The organism is Enterovibrio gelatinilyticus (assembly GCF_028683095.1).
GTDB classification, from domain to species: Bacteria; Pseudomonadota; Gammaproteobacteria; order Enterobacterales; family Vibrionaceae; genus Enterovibrio; species Enterovibrio gelatinilyticus.
Genome location: NZ_JAJUBC010000041.1, coordinates 1 through 19,407, shown reverse-complemented (window position 1 = coordinate 19,407; position 19,407 = coordinate 1). Strand labels below are relative to the sequence as shown.

Below are 19,407 nucleotides of genomic sequence, written 5' to 3'. Positions count from 1 at the left end.
TGCCACTGACTTTGCTATGAAGATGCCGCATAACCATTGTTTATGCGTGTCTTATCTATAAAGCTATTGTCACAGCATGTACTGGATGTATGTTAGTTATCTCGAATATAAGCGTATTTTTGTCAATGTCATTGACGCGATGTATTTCATAACGTAACGCCATTCAAGTATGCACTTAAAACGGATGATGAGGGCAAAGGCAATGGCAGATATAAACGGTACATCGAACGCAGATACCTTATACGGCGACATCGGTAACGGTGACAGTGCACAAAAAACCGGTGCAGTGTTTGTCATGGGTACGGACTTCACGATGGACAGTGGCAACTTCCACACTTGGTCATTTCCTCCTACGCTGAATTTTACGGGCTCTACATCTACCGTTACCTATAACGACGACGATGGTCAGTTGAATGGCGATGATCGTTGGAATGAATTTTCAGATGACAAATCACAAACTGTCGACATCGACGGTCAAGAATATTCAGCTAACGTTGATTACAGCCTCAAATACTGCGACAGCGATGGCAACGTTTATACCTTTGCTGTGGTTGATGTTGATACCGATGGCAATGGCCACCATTACTGCAACATCGGCGAAAACGGCAAGATTCTCATTCAAATAGATGGCCCTGAAATTACCGGTGACACTGATCTTTCTCTGGTTCCAAACTCCTACAGCAATGTAAGCAGCCTCAACTACGCAGACATCACAGAGCCTGAAGTTGTCGACCCAGAAGATCTGAACGATACCATTACTGGTGGTGATGGCGACGATACAATCTATGGTCTAAAAGGTGATGACCATATCTCCGGTGAAAACGGTAACGACACGCTGTTCGGCGGTGATGGTGATGACACTATTTATGGCAACACAGCGACACCAAACTTTAATGACGACCCCACAGTTACTGTGTTTCAGATGGGTGAAGATTTTGAAATGCCTTCAGGTGGTAACTTCCACACTTGGTCCTTCCCTAACGATCTGTCGTTTGACGGTGGTAAAACCGAAGTCACCTTCCAAGATGATGATGGTGTCCTAAACGGTGATAACTACTGTAATGAATACTCGGATGACAAATCTCAAACTGTCACCATCAACGGCAACACCTATTCCGTTAACTTGGATTACACGCTTAAGTACTGCGATACCGACGGTAACGTTTATACCTTCGCAATCCTTGATGTTGATCTAGATGGCAACGGACACCACTACAACAACTTGAATGAAAACGGCAACTTGTTGCTCCAGCTTGATGGTCCAGAAATCACTGACGCAACTGATTTGTCCTTGGTTCCGCACTCATACGCAAATATCAACGACGTAAATTACGCTGATATTGCTGAATCGAAGACTCAGAAATCTAACGACAACGATTACATTGATGGCGGTGCGGGTAACGACACCATTTATGGTCAGTGGGGCGATGATGAGATTTATGGTGGCGACGGTGATGATGTGATCTATGGTGGTAAAACCGCCACTGAAACCATCGAAACCGACCCAACAGCGAGCGTTTTCATCATGGGTGATGATTTCAGCATGCCATCAGGCGGAGAATTCCACACGTGGTGTTTCCCGAAAAAGCTCGCATTTGACGGCGGAAAAACTGAAGTCACGTTTCAGGATGATGATGGTGTTTTGAACGGCGACAATTACTGTAACGAGTTTTCTGACGACAAAACACAGACAGTGACGTTTAACGGGAACACGTATTCCGTAAACCTAGATTACACCTTGAAATACACTGATGGCACCAACGTATATAAGTTCGCAATTATTGATGTCGACTTAGATGGTAACAACCATCACTACTACAACCTCGGTGAGAACGGCAAGATTCTGTTGCAGATTGAAGGACCGGAGATCACGGCAGCGACAGATTTAACCTTGGTGGCGAACTCTTACGAAAACCTTCGTGAGCTGGATTATTCAGACTTTGCTGAAACCACCCAAGAGATCACTGTCAGCGACAATGACACCATCAGCGGTGGTGAAGGTAACGACAAAATCTACGGCGGTGACGGCGACGATTTGATCAACGGCGATGCTGGCGATGATAGCCTTTACGGCGGTAAAGGCGATGACACCATTTACGGTGGCGCCGGCAATGACGTTATCAACGGTAACCAAGGTGATGACATTATCTACGGTGGTGACGGTGATGATACGCTCATTGGCGCAAGCGGTGATGATTCACTCTACGGTGGTGCAGGTAACGACATTCTAAAGGCGGGTTATGATAACGACATCATCATGGATGGCGGCACGGGTCTTGACCTTTATCAAGGCAGTGAAGGCAATGACACTATGTTCTTCGACCAAGAAGACTTCTCTGATTTAGCTTTCTTGCAAGAGAACAAGACCATCTATATCGGTGACCGCGGTTTTGACAAACTCCTCGTTGACGGTGATGCGAACGTTGATTTGACGGGGGCATCTTACGGCGTGACGTCTGGGCCTAAGCCGATTGCACAAGTAGAAGCGGTTGTTGCAGGTGAAGGTGACCAAACGGTGACGGCGAATGCATTTGCTATCGCAGCTCAGTCTGATCAGTTCCAAACAGAGACGCTGACGGATCCAGGCGATTGGGATGGATTTGTGGCTTTCTTAGGCGAGGGTGATGACACCTTCAATTTGGAAGCTGGCGGCTGGACTTATGAAGCGTCTGCCGCGCCTACCGCTGAATTGTCGGCAGACATGATTGCCTTCATGAACTTAAGTGATGCCCAAGTAGGCGAATTGGAATCTTATGTATTCACTAAGTCTTCAGGTAGTTCGGTGACTATCTGGACGGATGCAGAGCATGTCTATCAAGATGGAAATGAAATTTTCTAAGCCATGGCTTAAATGAAGAAAATCTAAAGAAAAAACCCGCTAAGAGCGGGTTTTTTTCTGCCTACGGCTTAAGGTTTTTGATTGTTCGCGCTCGTTAGCGAGATAGGGCGCTGTATTGCGCTTTTGTCATACCGTAATGCAAGCGATCATCAAAGCCTGTTTGTGTTTTGTAGTAGGCAGCCTGACAGCCTTCTTCAACCAAACCGACTTTTAATAAGGTTTTGTAAGAACCTACGTTAGAGCGATAGCAATCCGCCGTCACTTTATGCGCGCCAAATACATCGAATGCGATGGAGAGCAGGAATTCGCTTCCACTGCTTGCGAGTCCTTTGCCCCAAGCCTTCTCTGTAAATTGGAAACCAAGCTCATAGTTTCCTTTCAAGAACATCACTGCATGCAAACCTACCATGCCCATGAAGCGACCTTCGCTATCACGGATCACGCTGGTTGGGCTTTCAGGCCATTCGCCATGCCCGATTGCTTCAACCGTGCTTTCGATGATTGGTCCGAAATAGCCACGGTAAACGTCTTCTGGCGCTGGCGCAAAGTAGAGATATTCAGTGACTTTAGGCTCGCCTAGCATCTCGATAATATCGTCTAGGTCACTGCGCTGGATGAGTGCAATGGTGTAACCGTCGATCAGTGGAATGGCTTGGCCGCGTTTGAATGTATTGATGTTTGACACGTTGCTTGTCTTCTGTGATGGAAATTCGCGCACAGAATACGCCGATATTTCCACCACACAAGCGTTTTTATGCCTGCTGTTTGCTTTGAAGTTGGGTTAATGCCTCTTGGTATTGATCGAGGGTCCATTCATTGTCCAATGCGCGTGTTAATAGCGACGCCATTGATTCAGGCGCTAAGCCACCAATCGGCGGGTCGGTGTCTAAGTTAGTGGGGAACGAATAACCATCGGTAGCGGCAGTGATGATTGCATTCTTTTCATCATGGCTAAACGCGTTCTGTTTCCAGCCCTCAGATAATGAGGGGTAGATAATTTGACTAATGTGAGCGAGGTGAACGGTTTCCATTGGTTTGGCAAACGTCGAGGAAACTTGAAGTAAATTCGCCGAACGGTGGAAATCTTGGGTCCTGTTCGCGCCCGCTGCATGGAAAAGTGCGGGATTGAAAAACACCGCATCGCCCTTTTCCAGTGCCACTTGAACGTAATGGGCCTCAAAGTACTCTTGGAAGGTTTTGTCGTGATAAGCGATGTACCCAAGCGGGTAGTGCTGCGAGAACGGAAGCAGCTTCGTGGGGCCACTCTCTAGAGGCATGTCGGTGTGTGCAACAGCGCCTTGAAGTGTCAACATTGCAGACATTTTCTGAATGTGCAAAGGATATCGTGCCGTTTCTTTGGGTTGCTGAAACCCTAGGTGATAGTCACGATGCGAAACCTGCGCGTCTCCACCTGGTCTAACAATGTTCACTTGCGCCGTGACTTGATAGTGAGGGCCAAGCCATGCTTCGGACACAATACTCAGCAATGGATTCTTGTAGTAATGAACAAAAGTTGGTGGCGCGGCTTCGGCGCTTTTCTGAAATACGTTCCAAATCCTGCCGTTGGCCTGTGGCCCTGTCTTACCAAAATGGTCGCCAGCACCAAATCCGTGTTCGGCAGCCAGAATGCTTTCAAAGACCCGACTCATTTCGTCAATGATGGTGTTATCGGCAAAGAATTTTTTCACAGCAAACACACCGGGACCATTGAGCAGAACATCGGCCATTTCGCTTTGAAAAGCACGAACGTCAGCGTGATCGCGTCGAATGTCATCACCGTTATAGATCACCACATTTGATTGAATACCCGCTGCGAGTGGGTATCTATCAGCTTGGGTTGTTTGTTCACAACTGGTTTTAAAGGCGTTAAGTGATACATCCGATGTCCCAAAAAATGAAGTCGTCAGCGATCGGTCATTACTTTGCATTTCCCTGCTCCTTGCATCAACGAATGCTATTTAGTCTATTTCAATTATCTAACTAAATGAAACATAAATTTCATTTTGTTGAGATTTGAAAAAAATGTTCTATTATTTGCAGACACATGAAATAGTATCCATGTTGGAATAGTTACGATGACAAGGAGATGTTATGTCAGAACTGCTTTCGAAGCGGCAAGCCCCTAATCAGGATGGGCGGTATCAACACATTACGCCGGAGTCAGCGGGCTGGAAGTATGTCGGCTTTGATGCCTTTCAAGTACCCCAAGGTCAAACGCTCGCATTCAGCGCAAAATCAGACGAAGAGCTCTGTATCGTTTTAGTGGGTGGCAAAGCTAACGCTATCTTGGTGGAACAAGCCTTAGGGGAAATTGGTGATAGAGCAGGGCCTTTCGAACGGAAAAAGCCGTTTTCTCTGTACGTTACCGCCGGCGATTCTGCGTCACTGACAGCAACGACTGATCTTGAACTCGCAGTGTGCCGCGCTCCAGGAAAAGGCACGTTTCCTTCTCGATTGATTGCACCTGAGCATGTTGACGCAGAAGCGAGAGGCGTAGGAAATAATCAGCGCTATGTACACAATATTCTGCCAGACAACAAAGAGGCAGACAGCTTGCTGGTGGTTGAAGTCTACACTGACGAAGGTTGCACCAGTTCGTATCCGAGCCACAAACATGATCGTAATGCACCGCCTGAAGAAACGCAGTTAGAAGAAACCTATTATCACAGACTCAATCCCTCTCAAGGCTTCTGTATACAACGAGTCTATACGGACGAGCGTGATCTGGACGAATGCATGGCTGTTTACGATGGCGATGTGGTGAAAGTGCCGCGAGGTTATCACCCTGTTGCGACCATGGCTGGTTATAACAGCTACTACCTGAATGTGATGGCAGGCCCTGTGCGCAAATGGTTGTTTAGCTGGGAAGCGGATCATGCTTGGATTAATTCATCAGAGTACGCCGAGAAACATGCGAATTGATCGTTATATGTTGTTGATAGCGTAAGTATATGTGGACGTAAGAGAGCGACTGTTGTCTCGATTGACGTTCAGCAAAAGCAAAAGGAGTGGCTATGTTTAATATCGCGTTATTTGGTTGTGGGCGTATTGGTAAGGTGCATGCTGTTAATATTGATGCACATCCCCTGACGCAAATTCGTGCAGTAATTGACCCCTTCACGGAAGGGGCGGCTCAATTAGCAGAAAAATACCATGCAGACGTGATGACTACAGAAGAAGCATTGGCTGACCCTGATATTCACGCGGTTTGTATTTGTTCAGCGACGGACACGCATTCGAATTTGATTGAACTAGCAGCACAAGCTGGCAAAGCGATCTTTTGCGAAAAGCCCATTGATTTGAGCTTGGCGCGAGTGAATGAATGTTTAGCGGTTGTCAGCGAAACAAACGCCAAGTTCCTGCTAGGTTTTAACCGTCGTTACGACCCGCAATTTCGTACCTTGAAAGATTTGTTTGAGAGTGGCGCGATTGGTAAGGCTGAAACCTTGGTGATAACGTCTCGTGACCCGTCACCACCACCTCCAGAATACGTCCGAGTCTCTGGGGGGATCTTCCGCGATATGTCGATTCATGATTTAGACATGGCACGCTACATCATGGGAGAAGACCCTGTATCCGTTTCGGCGCATGGTTCATGCCTTGTTGACCCTGCCATTGCAGAAGAAGGTGATATCGACAGTGCGGTTATCGTGCTTCATTTCCCATCAGGGGCTATGGCTAACATTATCAATAGCCGACGCTCCGGTTATGGTTACGATCAGCGTATCGAGCTTCATGGAAGCAAGGGCATGCTGAAAGCAGGCAATGTTCGTGAACACTTGGTCGAGCATTGGGGCGAAGATGATTGCAGCAGTGCGAAACCTCAGTATTTCTTTTTAGAGCGTTATAAAGAGGCTTACATTGCTGAGTGGCAGCATTTTGTTGACGTGCTGGAAGGAAAGACAGAGCCAGAATGTACGGGTGTCGATGGAGAGCTGGCTCTCACATTGGCAGAGGCCGCACTGGAGTCTTTGGAAACGCATCAGACGGTTCATGTGTAGTTCACACATTTAACGTAATGATATTGAAAGAGGGCGTAATCTCAGCATTGCGCCCTTTTTTAGTTGTGGTCAAAATATAAGCATGGTTATATATACAGTGTTATTGACTTGGAACCTGAGAAATCAGGTTGATTGGGCCAATATTGGTCATCATGGCTTACGCTAATTAAGGATGAAATATGGAACGTTGTAGTTGGGCTAATACCAGTTCGCTCGATCAGGTTTACCACGATGAAGAATGGGGTGTGCCTGTGCATGACGATCGTGAGTTGTTCGAAATGCTGATCTTGGAAGGCGCTCAAGCTGGCCTGAGCTGGACAACGATCCTGAAAAAGCGAGAAGGATATCGAGAAGCTTTTGATAACTTTGATATTGAAACCGTGGCCGCTTATGACGAAAGCAAAATTGCTGAACTACTTTTAAATCCCGCGATAGTGAGAAACAAACTGAAAGTGAACGGCACTGTCACCAATGCCAAACTGGTACTCGATGTACAAAAAGAATTCGGCAGTTTTGATGCCTATGTTTGGCAGTTTGTCAGCGGAAAGCCCATTGTGAACCATTGGGAAACCATGGCGGATGTACCTGCAACAACGCCAGAGTCAGATGCAATGAGCAAGGCAATGAAGAAACGCGGCTTCAAATTTGTCGGAAGTACAATTTGCTACGCATACATGCAAGCCACGGGCATGGTCAATGACCACATGACATCGTGTTTTCGTTATGGCGTGGATGTTGGCAAGTAATCTCTAGAAGTCTCACCACCAACGTATAAAAGCAGCGGGCTTTCAGCCCACTGCTTAGTTCTATGTCCCCTTAGGCGTTATTTTTTCTTACTCATCCTAACCACTGCATACACCACCAAACACATCCCAATACCGTGCAAAATCGTAAACGTTTCGTCGAGCAAAGTGATGGCAAACAGCGCTGTGATGGCGGGGCCAATGTTGCTGGTTAAGCTGAGCACTGACGGTGTCAGTCTCGCCATGGCAGCGGCAACAAAGTAAGAGGGCAACACGGTACAGAAAATACCGATAGTAATACCCATCAAAACCAACTCGCTTGGCATAGATGAAAAATCAGCACCTTTAAGTTGGTGTTGCATCATGATCACCACACCAGCACTGCCCATTCCCACACTGGTAAAGAGTTGCGGTCCAATCTGTCCAATGACTTTTTTACTGAGAACCAAATAGATGGCGAAGACCAATGCGGAAATGATTGCCATTAGGCTACCGACCCAGACTTGAGAGCCGAATGACTGCAAATCGTGGGCGACAATCAATGCAACGCCGATGTATCCGAGCAAGATGGATAGCAATGTGCCTTTAACGGGCTTCTCTTTGAGGAAAAACCAACTGATTGCGACCACGAACGAAGGGAAGAGAAAGATCAACAAGCGTTCAAGCTGAGCTGAAATAAATTCCAGCGCCAAAATGTCGAGTAGCGAGGCAAAGTAGTAGCCAAGAACACCAACCAGCGCAGCCTGCAAACCAAATTGACGCAGCTTGCTTCTTTGTTCGGGGAGGCGGCAAAGCCAGAGCAACATAACCAAGTAGAGAGGAAGTGATGAGACAGCACGGAGACTCATGATCGCAGTCGCGTCACCGCCAGCGGTGTAAGCGAGTTTGATGAGCACAGGTTTGATGGAAAATAGCACTGTGCCGATCAACGCATAAATGATGCCTTGACGATAATCTGAAGTGGAGGGTGTACTGACTGCCGCGTCGTTCATTGAAACTTCCTTGATGTTGTATTGAAAAATCAAGGCTGTGAGAACGAGTTCCGGCTGCGTTGCTCACAGCCGGGAACGAATCACTCTACCGACTGAAGGGCATAAGAAGCAGGAGCCAGAGTGATTGCGTAAAAGTGAACATGATTAATAACGTTCCTATTGGATGAACAACCAAACTAACGCAGATGTTCTTGATGTGCAACGACTCTTTATAGTGAATAACTGTTAGCGTTGCGGTAAATATAGGGAGAGATTTGTTGGGTTAGGTCAAGAAAGGATCATAGTGATAGCCATTATTGACTATCTCTATGAAAGGAAAAAGCTGTGCTAGGAAAAGTCAAAATGGCTGGAGCTATGGTAGCGAGAGCGGATAACCACTGGGGCAAGACTCTCCGCAAATAGGCAATTATTGGTAGCGTGCTGCCGTGATGAACTCCCCAAAGGATTCACACCAAACAATCACCGTGTTGTAACGCGTTGGGTCAATGTGAGCGGGAACTTTCACTAAAAAATTGTCGAAGGTTTTAACATCGCCCACTTTGGCCATTTTGGACTTGAGACGCTCAAAATCCACCTCGGTTTCAACGAATTCTGGTGACAAATAGAGTTTGTAGTCTGGTCCTGGTGCCAATTCGCCTTGAAATGAAATGGCTGTTGACCCAATTGCCACCGCACCTTCACCCCAGTGAAAGGTGTCGCTAGAGATGAGATCCTTACGAAATTCACCGTAAAAACTAGCACTCTCGGCTGACGTTGAGACTTCTTCTGTGCTTGGTCCTGAGGGCGCAATTAAGATGGGAAGTGCGTAAATACCCGCTGCAAAACCAACGCCAATGGCCAAACCATGGGAAAAAAGAAGTAAGAGGAGGTGATGAGGTTTCATTGTGATGGCTCCTGTTTGTGTATCCATACTAAACAGATTATTTCATTAACCATAACACGCTGATTTGTTAACCGTGAAATGAAAAGCTTGCCAGTGAAAACACCAACAAGCTTTTTATGTGAGTTCTTACAAATTAGAACGAAACAGGGTCGGCGACTTTAATCACTAATTTGCCGAAGTTTTTACCGTCAAGGAGACCCATAAACGCTTCTGGCGCGCTAGCAAGACCGTCAACAACCTGTTCTTTATATTGCATTTTCCCTTCGGTTAACCATTTGGTCATGTCTGCGGCAAACTCGTTATAGCGGTGTCCGTAGTCATCAAAAATGATAAAGCCTTGCATCTTGATACGCTTAATCAGGAGGGTTGCCATCAGCATTCCCATGCGGTCTGGGCCTTCTGGAAGCGCTGTCGCATTGTATTGGGAAATCATGCCACACACAGGAATACGTGCTCCGGTGTTAAGCAATGGCATGACAGCGTCAAATACTTTGCCGCCAACGTTTTCATAATATACGTCGATGCCCTTGTCGCATGCCGCAGCCAGCTGTTGCGCGAAATCGTCGGCTTTGTGGTCGATACAAACATCAAACCCTAATGTTTCGACAGCATAACGACATTTCTCTTCACCACCTGCAATACCGATAACCCGGCAGCCTTTCAGCTTGCCAATTTGACCAACTGTTGCGCCGACTGGGCCAGTAGCCGCGGCAACCACGATCGTGTCACCTTCCTTAGGTTGACCAATGTCTAGCAAGCCCATGTATGCGGTAAAGCCGGGCATACCCATGATGCCGAGCGCAAAAGACGGGTGTGAAGGATTCTTACCCAACTTGAGTAGACCTTCACCGTCAGACACGGCGTAACCTTGCCAGCCAGTGTATGCCAATACCCATTCACCTTTTTCAAAGTCAGTGTGTTGAGAATCTTCTACCTGACAAACAGTTGCACCCACCATGACATCATCAATCTCGACTGGATCTGCGTAGGACTTGGCATCGCTCATGCGACCGCGCATGTAAGGGTCAAGCGAGAGGTAAATGGTGCGAAGCAGCACTTGACCTGCATTTAAGGCTGGAACCGCTGACGTCTCCAAACGGAAGTTATCGGTAACAGGTGCGCCGACAGGGCGAGAGGCAAGAACGATTTTCGTGTTTTCCATGGTTGAAGACATTGTTATTTCCTTAAATTAGACCAGTCGTCTAGTGTTTGGGTAAAAAAATCCGCCAACAAATTATGGCGGTATTTCCAATCACAGATAGGTTTATTCCCGAGTTAATCGGTAATGCATTGTCACGTGACAGATTAAAAAGCAACGTCACCTTTCAGTAAACGTTCAGTGGTGTTCAATGCTTGCGATAAGCATTCAGTGTTTTGATTCAATTTGCTCATCAGGCCTGCGCCAATCCACATGTGATAGAGCTGTTCTGCAGCCTTTTGACTGTTGGCCACAGAAATTGAGCCATCGTCTACACCTTGCTGAATGCAATTTGCCAGCATATCAATAACGGTATTAGCACCATTGAGTAGTGATACGCGCATAGCATCAGAAAGATCGGAGACTTCGGCGCTGAGTTTTATCACTAAGCAGCGTTGGTTCGAGCACGGTTGGTTGGCGCTTTTGTTGTTACTGGCTTCTATCCATTTGCCCCAATAGGTCATCATCTTGTCGAATCCATTCAGGGACGGGTCACTGAATAAAACGTCAAGCCGAGAACGATAGCCAGCGAAATAGTCTTCAATCAGCGCTTCTCCAAATTTTTCTTTAGATTTGAAGTAGTGATAGAAGGAGCCTTTTGGCACACCAGCTTGAGCAAGCAGTTGCGACAGGCCAACATTAGAGAAGCCCTTTTCTGCAATTAACTGGTAGCCCACATCAAGGATGTGCTGACGAGTAGAGTGTGATTCTGTATTCATGAGCGCAACCTTACAAGAGATTAGACCAGTCGTCTAGTTTGAAATGAATGAAAAATGTGGACGGGCGTTAATGAAATGTTTGTTTCATGGGTTGCGCTGAATACGTTTCGCAATTACCATTAAATGAAATGAATGTTTCATTTTGTGTTTGTGGAGACAAAGCACACGATCGGATAGGAGCGAGACATGACAACGCAGGAAAGGACATTGGATGTTATTTGCCTAGGGCGGGTCGCCGTCGATCTTTATGGCGAGCAGGTGGGTGCAAGGTTGGAAGACATGCGTACATTTGCGAAATATCTAGGTGGTTCATCGGGTAATGTCGCACATGGAACGGCACGACAAGGGCTTAAATCTGGCATGTTGGCTCGTGTGGGTGATGAGCACATGGGGCGTTTTGTGTGTGAAGAACTTGAGCGTGTGGGTGTTGATACGAGCCACATCATCACAGACAAAGAGCGCCTGACAGCGTTGGTCTTGCTAGGCATTAAAGACGAAGACACTTTTCCGCTGATTTTCTATCGTGACAATTGTGCAGACAAAGCCATTACGCCAGATGACATTAGCGAAGATTACATCGCCTCGGCGAAGTGTCTGGCAATCACGGGTACCCATTTATCTAACCCAAGCTCGCGAGAAGCGGTTATTACAGCGCTCAATTATGCGCGAAAGCATGGAGTGCGTACGGCGCTGGATGTGGATTTCCGCCCCGTGTTATGGGGGTTGACGTCGTTGGGTGACGGTGAAACACGCTTTATCGCCTCTGAGGATGTCACCAACCAGCTTCAAGAAGTGCTTGGTTTGTTCGACTTGATTGTGGGCACCGAAGAAGAGTTTCACATTGCTGGTGGATCAGAAGATTCCATTCAAGCACTGAAAGTCGTGCGTGGCCTTACCGATGCGACTTTAGTGTGCAAGCGTGGTCCTCTTGGATGCAGCGTTTTTACTGATGATATCGGTAACCATCTTGATGATGGGATTACAGTAAAAGGCGTACGCGTGGAAGTACTGAATGTGCTCGGCGCGGGCGATGCATTTATGTCTGGTTTACTTCGTGGTTATCTGAATGACGAGCCTTGGGAACAATGTTGCCGTTATGCCAATGCCTGTGGTGCTTTGGTTGTGTCTCGTCACGGTTGTTCGCCTGCCATGCCAACCAAAGAAGAACTCGATTATTATCTTCTTCATGAACATGAGATTCCACGTCCAGACAGAGACCATAACCTCAATCACTTACATCGCGTGACAACCCGCGAAAAAGAGTGGCCAGAACTGTGTGTGTTAGCCTTTGACCATCGTTCTCAATTTGTTGAAATGGCGCAACAAGCAGGCATTGATATCGACCACATTCCCTATCTGAAAAAGCTTATTTGGCGCGCGGCGCAAGAAGTCGCTGAGAGTGCGGGCTTGCAAGGAAAAGCCGGCATATTGTGTGACTCTACTTTTGGAACGGAAGTTCTCAACGCAGCAACGGGATTTGGTGATTCGGTGGGAGAGCGTTATTGGGTGGGACGACCGATTGAACTGCCGGGTTCTCGCCCTCTTCGTTTAGAGCATGGCAACATTGGCACTCAGCTCGCCAATTGGCCAAGAGAGCAAGTTGTGAAGTGTTTGATGTTCTATCACCCGGACGACCAACGTGAACTGCAATTGGAGCAAGAGCAAACCTTGCTTGAGGTTTACCAAGCATGTTGTGCCACCGGTAATGAACTGTTGGTGGAAGTCATATTGCCCCGTGACGGGGAAGCCGTAAGTGCTGATGTGGAGGATGAACTTTATCTTCGCGTTATGAAGCGACTTTATAACCTTGGGATCAAACCTGATTGGTGGAAGCTACCTCCGCTCACGGCAAATGGTTGGCAAGAAGTTGATGCCTTAATCCTTGATCGTGACACGCATTGTCGTGGGGTGGTGTTGTTAGGTCTTGATGCGCCAGCCGACGAACTTAAAGCTGGTTTCTCAGCGTCTGCTAAAGCGAAAACGGTGAAAGGGTTTGCGGTAGGAAGAACCATATTTGGAGAACCAAGCCGTCAGTGGATGAGGGGTGAACTGGATAACGAGCACTTTGTTGATGCGGTTAAAGCGAACTACCTTGAGCTTATCGAAACATGGCGTCAACGCTAGGAAGGAATCTATGGCTATTGAGGCAATTGAGGCAGGGAAAGACTATTTTATCGCTGCTCTGCTGACGTATGCCACACTCGGTTATAGTAATTGGTCGGCATTTGCGCGCGATGCAGGGCTGGCCTATTTTGACTTATGAATTCAGATGTAATGCGGCCAGATTTTAAGTAATCAGGATCTACGTACCCAGAATTTAAGCATGGAGACCCAAGACATGGAAACCGTTCATAATTTTATTAATGGCGAGATAGTCGATAGCGCCACAGACCGTTTTGGCGCGATCTTTAACCCTGCAACGGGAGAGCAAACTCGCCAAGTTGTTTTGAGTAAAGCGCAAGAAGTGGAGCAAGCCATTGCTGCCGCTCAAGCGGCATTTCCTAAGTGGGCGAAGACGCCTGCTTTGCGCCGAGCTCGCGTCATGTTCAAGTTCAAAGCTTTGCTGGAAGCGAATCAAGATAAGCTTGCGCGTTTGATTAGTAACGAGCACGGCAAAGTATACTCAGACGCCGTGGGTGAGTTAACTCGCGGCCTAGAAGTGGTGGAGTTTGCGTGCGGCATTCCTCACCTGCAAAAAGGTGAGAGTTCAGCCAATGTTGGTTCCGGGGTAGATAGTCATTCGCTTATGCAGCCATTGGGTGTTTGTGCAGGGATTACACCGTTCAACTTCCCCGCTATGGTACCCATGTGGATGTTTCCCATTGCCCTTGCTACCGGTAACACTTTCATACTTAAGCCGTCAGAGAAAGACCCGTCATTGGGCTTGGTTTTGGCTGAATTGCTCAAAGAAGCGGGATTGCCCGACGGCGTGTTCAATGTGGTGAATGGTGACAAAGAAGCGGTGGATGTATTGCTTACAGATCCACGCGTTCAGGCCGTGAGTTTCGTCGGTTCCACACCTATTGCTGAATACATTTATTCCACTGCTTCGGCTCATGGAAAGCGTTGTCAGGCCCTTGGCGGTGCGAAAAATCACTGCATTTTGATGCCAGATGCTGACATGGATATGGCAAGTGGTGCGATTATGGGAGCGGGGTTTGGAGCAGCAGGGGAGCGTTGCATGGCATTGTCGGTTGTTGTCGCAGTGGGTGATGAAACCGCGGATACTTTGATTGCGTCTCTGTCAGAAAGCATAGCCAAAATGCGTGTTGGTCCGGGCATTGTAGAAGGCCCCGAAAACGACATGGGTCCTGTGATTTCCGCGCAGCACAAAGAGAAAATTATTGGTTATATCAATGCCGGCGAAGCGCAAGGTGCAACGTTGGTGGTTGATGGGCGAGAATGCCAAGTCGAGGGTCACGACAATGGTTTCTATGTAGGGCCAACCTTGTTTGATGATGTCACCCCTGACATGAGCATTTACCAAGAAGAGATTTTCGGCCCTGTTTTGTCGGTTGTTCGTGTACCGGACTATCAAACAGCGCTCGAACTCATCAATCAACATGAATATGGCAATGGTTCCGCCATCTTTACGCGTGACGGCGAAACCGCACGTCAGTTTAGTGAAGATGTGCTGGCGGGTATGGTTGGCGTGAATGTACCCATTCCAGTTCCTATGGCATTTCATAGCTTCGGCGGTTGGAAGCGTTCCATCTTTGGCCCACTGAATGTTCACGGCAACGATGGCGTGCGCTTTTATACCCGCATGAAAACCGTGACCACTCGCTGGCCTGCCAGTGTGCGTTTGGAAACCCACGCAAGCCACTTTACGATGCCGACCATGGGCTAATGCGCAGATTGTGTATCAACGACCGTGTGTTGTAGAGCAAAAAGGCCGCATCTGCGGCCTTTTTGTTACTAACCAGAAAAAGCAGTGACGCTAAGCGTCGAGTGAAGTTAAAGCTAAAGCTGGTTTGAACATGTTAACTTTCAGTGGCTTTAATGGACTTCGCTGTGTCTAGCACTGACTCTTTCATTGTTCGAGGCGTCCAGTTGAACAGAGTTCGGGTTTCAGTGTTATTTGAATGCAGATTCATCCCTAACATTCCAAGCATTCCTTTCGCTTCACGGTCAAAAATGGATGTAAGACGCAATAGAAAATCAGGGGCTTTTCTGGTGCTTGGTCCTTTGTAACCTTCATTTTTGAGGATCTTAGCGATCTCGATAAAGCTGTGCGGCTCTGCGGTGGCAGCAATAATGCGTTTTCCGTTTGCCTCAGTGTTGGTCAGTGCTTCAACGTGAAGTTTGGCGACATCGCGAACATCAACCATTGGAAAGGCGAAGTTCGGAACTAGGGGGATTTTACCTTGCAACATTTGCTTGAATAGTGTCATGGTTTGACCCGTCATATTTTTGCCTAATGACGGACCAAATACCGCGCCAGGGTTAACAACCACCAGTTCCATTTCATTCTTATCAGATTGGCTTGCCATGAACTCCCAAGCTGCACGCTCAGCCAGAGTTTTACTTTTGGTATAAGTGTTGATGGCTTTTGATTGTGTGTCTGTCCAATCTTCAGGCCCAAATGTACCTGTTTTCATTGACCCCATCATTGATAAGATAGAACTCGTTAAAACCACACGCTTAACGCCCGCGTCTTTGCCTGCTTTTAACGCCCGAAGAGAGCCCTGAACCGCAGGAGCAATCATCTCATCTTCTGTTTTGGGGTTTGCAATCGTGAACGGAGAAGCGACGTGCATGATGAAATCACAGTCTTCTGCCGCTTGCGCCCAACCACTGTCTGAGGTCAGATCTAAACGGACAAAGCTCAAATGCGCAGTATTAACGGATGCGGCGTTAAGTGTCGCCAGAACTTCGTCTTCTTTCTCTTTGCTTCGAACAGAGCCTCTTACTTTATAACCCTGTTCCAGCATCTCTTTTGCACAATGAAGCCCGATAAAACCCGATACACCGGTTAATAAGACTAACCCACGCGTTTCTTCCGTCATGGTATACATCCTTGATTGTTTAATTAAATACTAAGTGGTACATTAATTGTCTCGAGTTAGTGTGTCAACAATAAAATACCAAGCGGTATCAAATGAAAAATCAAACCACTGTGAAAGCGTCAAGAGGACGACCAAAAACCCTTAATCGCGACCATATCCTTGATGTAGCCATGTCTGCTTACTGGAGGCAGGGAGCAAAAGGCGTTTCTATCAATGAAATCTGTAAATTGGCGCAAGTCTCTAAACCGGGTCTATATCGAGAGTTTGATAACGAAGATGGATTGATGAAAGCAGCGCTAAAGGTCTACTTGGAGACATTGCTTTTGCCAATGCTAAAAGAGTTAGGCCATAAACCAGTTTTCAAAGACGTGCTTGATGATCTTGCTGAGTTTGCCGTTGAAGAGCGATGTGAATTGCCTGCTGGTTGCATGATGGTAAAAATGAATGAGGTGAAGCATTTACTAGGTGAGAGCACGCAATTAGCACTTGAACAAGCGCATCAGCAATTTCTAGGTTTTATTGAACAGCGCGTGGAGCAAGCCAGACAAGTTGGCGAGATGCCAAGCACGATGTCGAATCAGCTTGCGGCTGTTTATATTGATGCTCAACTCACCGCAGCGTTGGCGCAGCGAGCGAGAGGAGATGCACCAGAAAAGGTGAGAGATGTGCTCAAGCTGGCATTCTCTGTTTTTAAATAGCGCGATGCTGTTTGAGTGTTGAGTTGAATCGACGACAAAGAATAAAGGCCGCATCCGCGGCCTTTTGAGTTTTGGCATCGCGCTGGGGTTATTTATACAATTTCACATGCGCTTCCATTTCTTCGCCAATCTGTTTTCGCATGTTCATCAAGCGAATCGCTGATTGCTCTAATTCTTTGTCTTCATCGGTTTCGGGTACCCATTTTGGAATGGGTGTTGTTTTGCCGTTTTCATCGACAGCAACCATGATGACAATACAGTGTGTAGTGAGGCGGTTCTTTAGTTCTTTCGGGTCACTCGCTTGTACATCAATGGCAATGTGCATGGAGGAATTACCGGTATAAATAACTTTTGCACTCACTTCGACCAAATTACCAACATGGATTGGCGCAACAAAGCGAATACCACCTGCGTAGGCAGTAATACAGTACTTTCCGCTCCAACCTGCGGCACACGCGTAGGCTGCAAGGTCGATCCACTTCATCGCCGCCCCGCCGTGTACTTTGCCGCCAAAATTTACATCACTCGGCTCTGCAAGAAAGCGTAATGTTATGTCTCGTTGTTTTGCGCTCATCGTTATGATCCTTACTACGTGAATACCCTTATTTATAACAAACACATTAAAGGGATGTTGGGCTTTTCTTTGTTTTTAGTGAATTTAACGCATAAATCATCCTTGGTGTGTTGAAATAGACAACAACGAAAAGCAGTGACTTGTGAACGGGTTAATTAATACGTCGAATTGGATGCGATGCTTTTATGGAACAGTTATTATCGCCGCTTCGAATAACATGTTTATGCTGTGCTTATCTCACCCTCGGAAATGAGTAAATGCCCCAAGAAGACTCACAAATGCATACCATCGTGGATAATTTTATTGCACCCGCCTGCGAGGGTGTCGTCGACATTCTTTATCAAGATGCGGATATCTTACTGATAAATAAACCGAGCGGTTTGTTCAGTCTTTCAGGGAAAAATCCGTTGAACTGGGATTCAGTGCATTACCGTTTAGTGAATGGACAAGAGGGGCATACACCTGCTTTTCCCCATGCCATTCTGCCGCATCGATTAGATTTCGGCACATCAGGTGTCATGGTTGTTGGCTTAAATGCAGCGTCTGGCCAGCACCTTAACAGGCAGTTCCAGGCGAGAACGATCCAAAAACGTTATGTTGCCATGTTAGAAGGCTGGGTATCCGATGATCAGGGCGAAGTGACTGCGCCAATTGCCAAAGACAAACTGCTTTTTCCGTGTGTGAAGGTTTGCTATGAAACAGGAAAATCGGCAACCAGCCATTATAAAGTGATAAAGCGATTGGATAACCCACGCCGAACTTTGGTGCTGTATACACCAGTCACCGGACGCACTCATCAGTTGCGCATTCACAGCCAAAGCATAGGGCATCCGATTCTTGGCTGTGATTTATATAAAAACGGGCAGAGTGAACAGTTGGCAGATCGGCTTCAACTTCATGCGAGTGATTTGTTCTTCGAACATCCAGTAAGTGGTGAAGTAATGCATGCGGAATGCCCCTGTGCATTTGAGTAAAACAGTAATCGGTAAAAGTGATGTCTGAAATGTACACAAAGCATGCAACGAAGTATGCAGAAGCGGTAAAAAACAATATTTACAATGCGATGCTGGAACGACCATCAACGTTGGCCTTATTAGACTGCGTAAAGGGTAAGAATGTTATTGATATTGGTTGCGGCCCCGGTGCCTATGCAGAATGGTTTTTACAACAATCTGTAAAGAGCCTTGTCTGCACGGATTTATCGGAAGAGATGGTTGCGCTGGTTAACAATAGGTTCGGCGATCAAATGCGCGCCTATACTCAAGACATCTCGCTAGGCTTGCCTTTGGAGTCGGATGAGAGCGCAGATGTAATCGTATGTCCGCTGGTGTTGCACTACGTGGAAGATTTAGTGCCTGTGTTTGAAGCGGTATTTCGCGTATTAAAGCGAGGCGGCTATATGGTGTTTTCAACCCATCACCCGTTTGCCGATTTTGAGTGCTCTCCGTCAGGTAATTATTTCAGCCGTGAACAGATAGAAGAAGAATGGAACACGGTTGGTGTGCCAGTTAAGGTTCATTTTTATCGACGCTCTCTTACTGAGATTTGCAGCGCGGTAACCTCGGCAGGATTAGTTATTTCCCATATCTCTGAGGGAAACGTTGAAGAAAGCGCCAAAGCCATATCGGAATCTACGTATAACCATTTAAAAAACAACCCCAACTTCATCTTTCTGAGGTGCGAGAAAGCACACTCATAAATAGATTTAAGTTGCCTACCTGACGGCGAAGCTAACGAAAAAAGCCTGCAAC

At 46.9% G+C, this 19,407-nt stretch carries 18 protein-coding genes; 10 read left to right on the top strand and 8 right to left on the bottom strand.

Annotated elements, in window-relative coordinates; genetic code table 11:
- Positions 1-202: 202 nt before the first annotated feature.
- A complete protein-coding gene (locus LRP50_RS23375) occupies positions 203-2,839 on the top strand; it encodes a calcium-binding protein (RefSeq protein ID WP_274166830.1) in 2,637 nt (878 codons plus the stop codon).
- Between the two features lie 94 nt (positions 2,840-2,933).
- Here the strand turns inward: LRP50_RS23375 and LRP50_RS23370 are convergent, their stop codons facing one another.
- Together LRP50_RS23370 and LRP50_RS23365 are read right to left on the bottom strand one after the other, a co-directional pair.
- Positions 2,934-3,515, bottom strand: coding sequence for a GNAT family N-acetyltransferase (locus LRP50_RS23370; protein ID WP_274166850.1), 582 nt, complete (start codon positions 3,513-3,515; stop codon positions 2,934-2,936).
- A 76-nt stretch (positions 3,516-3,591) separates the two neighbouring features.
- The gene (locus LRP50_RS23365; protein WP_274166829.1) at positions 3,592-4,767 is read right to left on the bottom strand and encodes a phytanoyl-CoA dioxygenase family protein; all 1,176 of its coding nucleotides are present in this window, start codon (positions 4,765-4,767) and stop codon (positions 3,592-3,594) included.
- Between the two features lie 163 nt (positions 4,768-4,930).
- Between LRP50_RS23365 and iolB the strand changes: the two genes are divergently transcribed.
- From iolB to LRP50_RS23350, 3 genes are all read left to right on the top strand, one after another.
- Positions 4,931-5,761 (top strand): 5-deoxy-glucuronate isomerase, encoded by an 831-nt coding sequence (gene iolB, locus LRP50_RS23360; RefSeq protein WP_274166828.1) that lies wholly within the window; start codon positions 4,931-4,933, stop codon positions 5,759-5,761.
- Positions 5,762-5,853: 92 nt separating this feature from the next.
- Complete coding sequence (gene iolG, locus LRP50_RS23355) at positions 5,854-6,840, top strand: inositol 2-dehydrogenase (protein WP_274166827.1); 987 nt, start codon at positions 5,854-5,856, stop codon at positions 6,838-6,840.
- A gap of 179 nt (positions 6,841-7,019) precedes the next feature.
- Positions 7,020-7,586: a DNA-3-methyladenine glycosylase I gene (locus LRP50_RS23350; protein ID WP_274166826.1), complete on the top strand. Its 567-nt coding sequence runs from the start codon at positions 7,020-7,022 to the stop codon at positions 7,584-7,586.
- 77 nt (positions 7,587-7,663) lie between these two features.
- Here the strand turns inward: LRP50_RS23350 and LRP50_RS23345 are convergent, their stop codons facing one another.
- The 4 genes from LRP50_RS23345 to LRP50_RS23330 all read right to left on the bottom strand — a co-directional run bounded on the left by LRP50_RS23345 (position 7,664) and on the right by LRP50_RS23330 (position 11,375).
- Positions 7,664-8,575, bottom strand: coding sequence for a DMT family transporter (locus tag LRP50_RS23345; RefSeq protein ID WP_274166825.1), 912 nt, complete (start codon positions 8,573-8,575; stop codon positions 7,664-7,666).
- 406 nt (positions 8,576-8,981) lie between these two features.
- A complete protein-coding gene (locus LRP50_RS23340; protein ID WP_274166824.1) occupies positions 8,982-9,458 on the bottom strand; it encodes a DM13 domain-containing protein in 477 nt (158 codons plus the stop codon).
- A 133-nt stretch (positions 9,459-9,591) separates the two neighbouring features.
- Positions 9,592-10,632: an NADP-dependent oxidoreductase gene (locus tag LRP50_RS23335; protein ID WP_274166823.1), complete on the bottom strand. Its 1,041-nt coding sequence runs from the start codon at positions 10,630-10,632 to the stop codon at positions 9,592-9,594.
- Positions 10,633-10,763: 131 nt separating this feature from the next.
- Complete coding sequence (locus tag LRP50_RS23330; protein WP_274166822.1) at positions 10,764-11,375, bottom strand: TetR/AcrR family transcriptional regulator; 612 nt, start codon at positions 11,373-11,375, stop codon at positions 10,764-10,766.
- 186 nt (positions 11,376-11,561) lie between these two features.
- Here LRP50_RS23330 and LRP50_RS23325 point away from each other — a divergent pair, with 186 nt between their 5' ends.
- The 3 genes from LRP50_RS23325 to LRP50_RS23315 all read left to right on the top strand — a co-directional run bounded on the left by LRP50_RS23325 (position 11,562) and on the right by LRP50_RS23315 (position 15,225).
- Positions 11,562-13,499: a bifunctional 5-dehydro-2-deoxygluconokinase/5-dehydro-2-deoxyphosphogluconate aldolase gene (locus LRP50_RS23325; RefSeq protein ID WP_274166821.1), complete on the top strand. Its 1,938-nt coding sequence runs from the start codon at positions 11,562-11,564 to the stop codon at positions 13,497-13,499.
- A gap of 10 nt (positions 13,500-13,509) precedes the next feature.
- The gene (locus LRP50_RS23320; protein ID WP_274166820.1) at positions 13,510-13,638 is read left to right on the top strand and encodes a hypothetical protein; all 129 of its coding nucleotides are present in this window, start codon (positions 13,510-13,512) and stop codon (positions 13,636-13,638) included.
- A gap of 75 nt (positions 13,639-13,713) precedes the next feature.
- Complete coding sequence (locus LRP50_RS23315; protein ID WP_274166819.1) at positions 13,714-15,225, top strand: CoA-acylating methylmalonate-semialdehyde dehydrogenase; 1,512 nt, start codon at positions 13,714-13,716, stop codon at positions 15,223-15,225.
- 133 nt (positions 15,226-15,358) lie between these two features.
- On the opposite strand, the gene LRP50_RS23310 is transcribed toward LRP50_RS23315, so the two are convergent.
- Entirely contained in the window at positions 15,359-16,384 is a 1,026-nt protein-coding gene (locus LRP50_RS23310; RefSeq protein WP_274166818.1) for an SDR family oxidoreductase, read from the bottom strand.
- Between the two features lie 92 nt (positions 16,385-16,476).
- Here LRP50_RS23310 and LRP50_RS23305 point away from each other — a divergent pair, with 92 nt between their 5' ends.
- Positions 16,477-17,082, top strand: a complete 606-nt coding sequence (locus tag LRP50_RS23305; protein WP_274166817.1) for a TetR/AcrR family transcriptional regulator — start codon at positions 16,477-16,479, stop codon at positions 17,080-17,082.
- Positions 17,083-17,170: 88 nt separating this feature from the next.
- Here LRP50_RS23305 and LRP50_RS23300 read toward each other — a convergent pair whose 3' ends face one another.
- Positions 17,171-17,656 (bottom strand): acyl-CoA thioesterase, encoded by a 486-nt coding sequence (locus LRP50_RS23300; protein ID WP_274166816.1) that lies wholly within the window; start codon positions 17,654-17,656, stop codon positions 17,171-17,173.
- Between the two features lie 257 nt (positions 17,657-17,913).
- On the opposite strand from LRP50_RS23300, the gene LRP50_RS23295 reads away from it, so the two are divergent.
- Entirely contained in the window at positions 17,914-18,630 is a 717-nt protein-coding gene (locus LRP50_RS23295) for an RluA family pseudouridine synthase (RefSeq protein ID WP_274166815.1), read from the top strand.
- A gap of 20 nt (positions 18,631-18,650) precedes the next feature.
- Positions 18,651-19,355, top strand: coding sequence for a class I SAM-dependent DNA methyltransferase (locus LRP50_RS23290; protein WP_274166814.1), 705 nt, complete (start codon positions 18,651-18,653; stop codon positions 19,353-19,355).
- Positions 19,356-19,407: the final 52 nt, after the last annotated feature.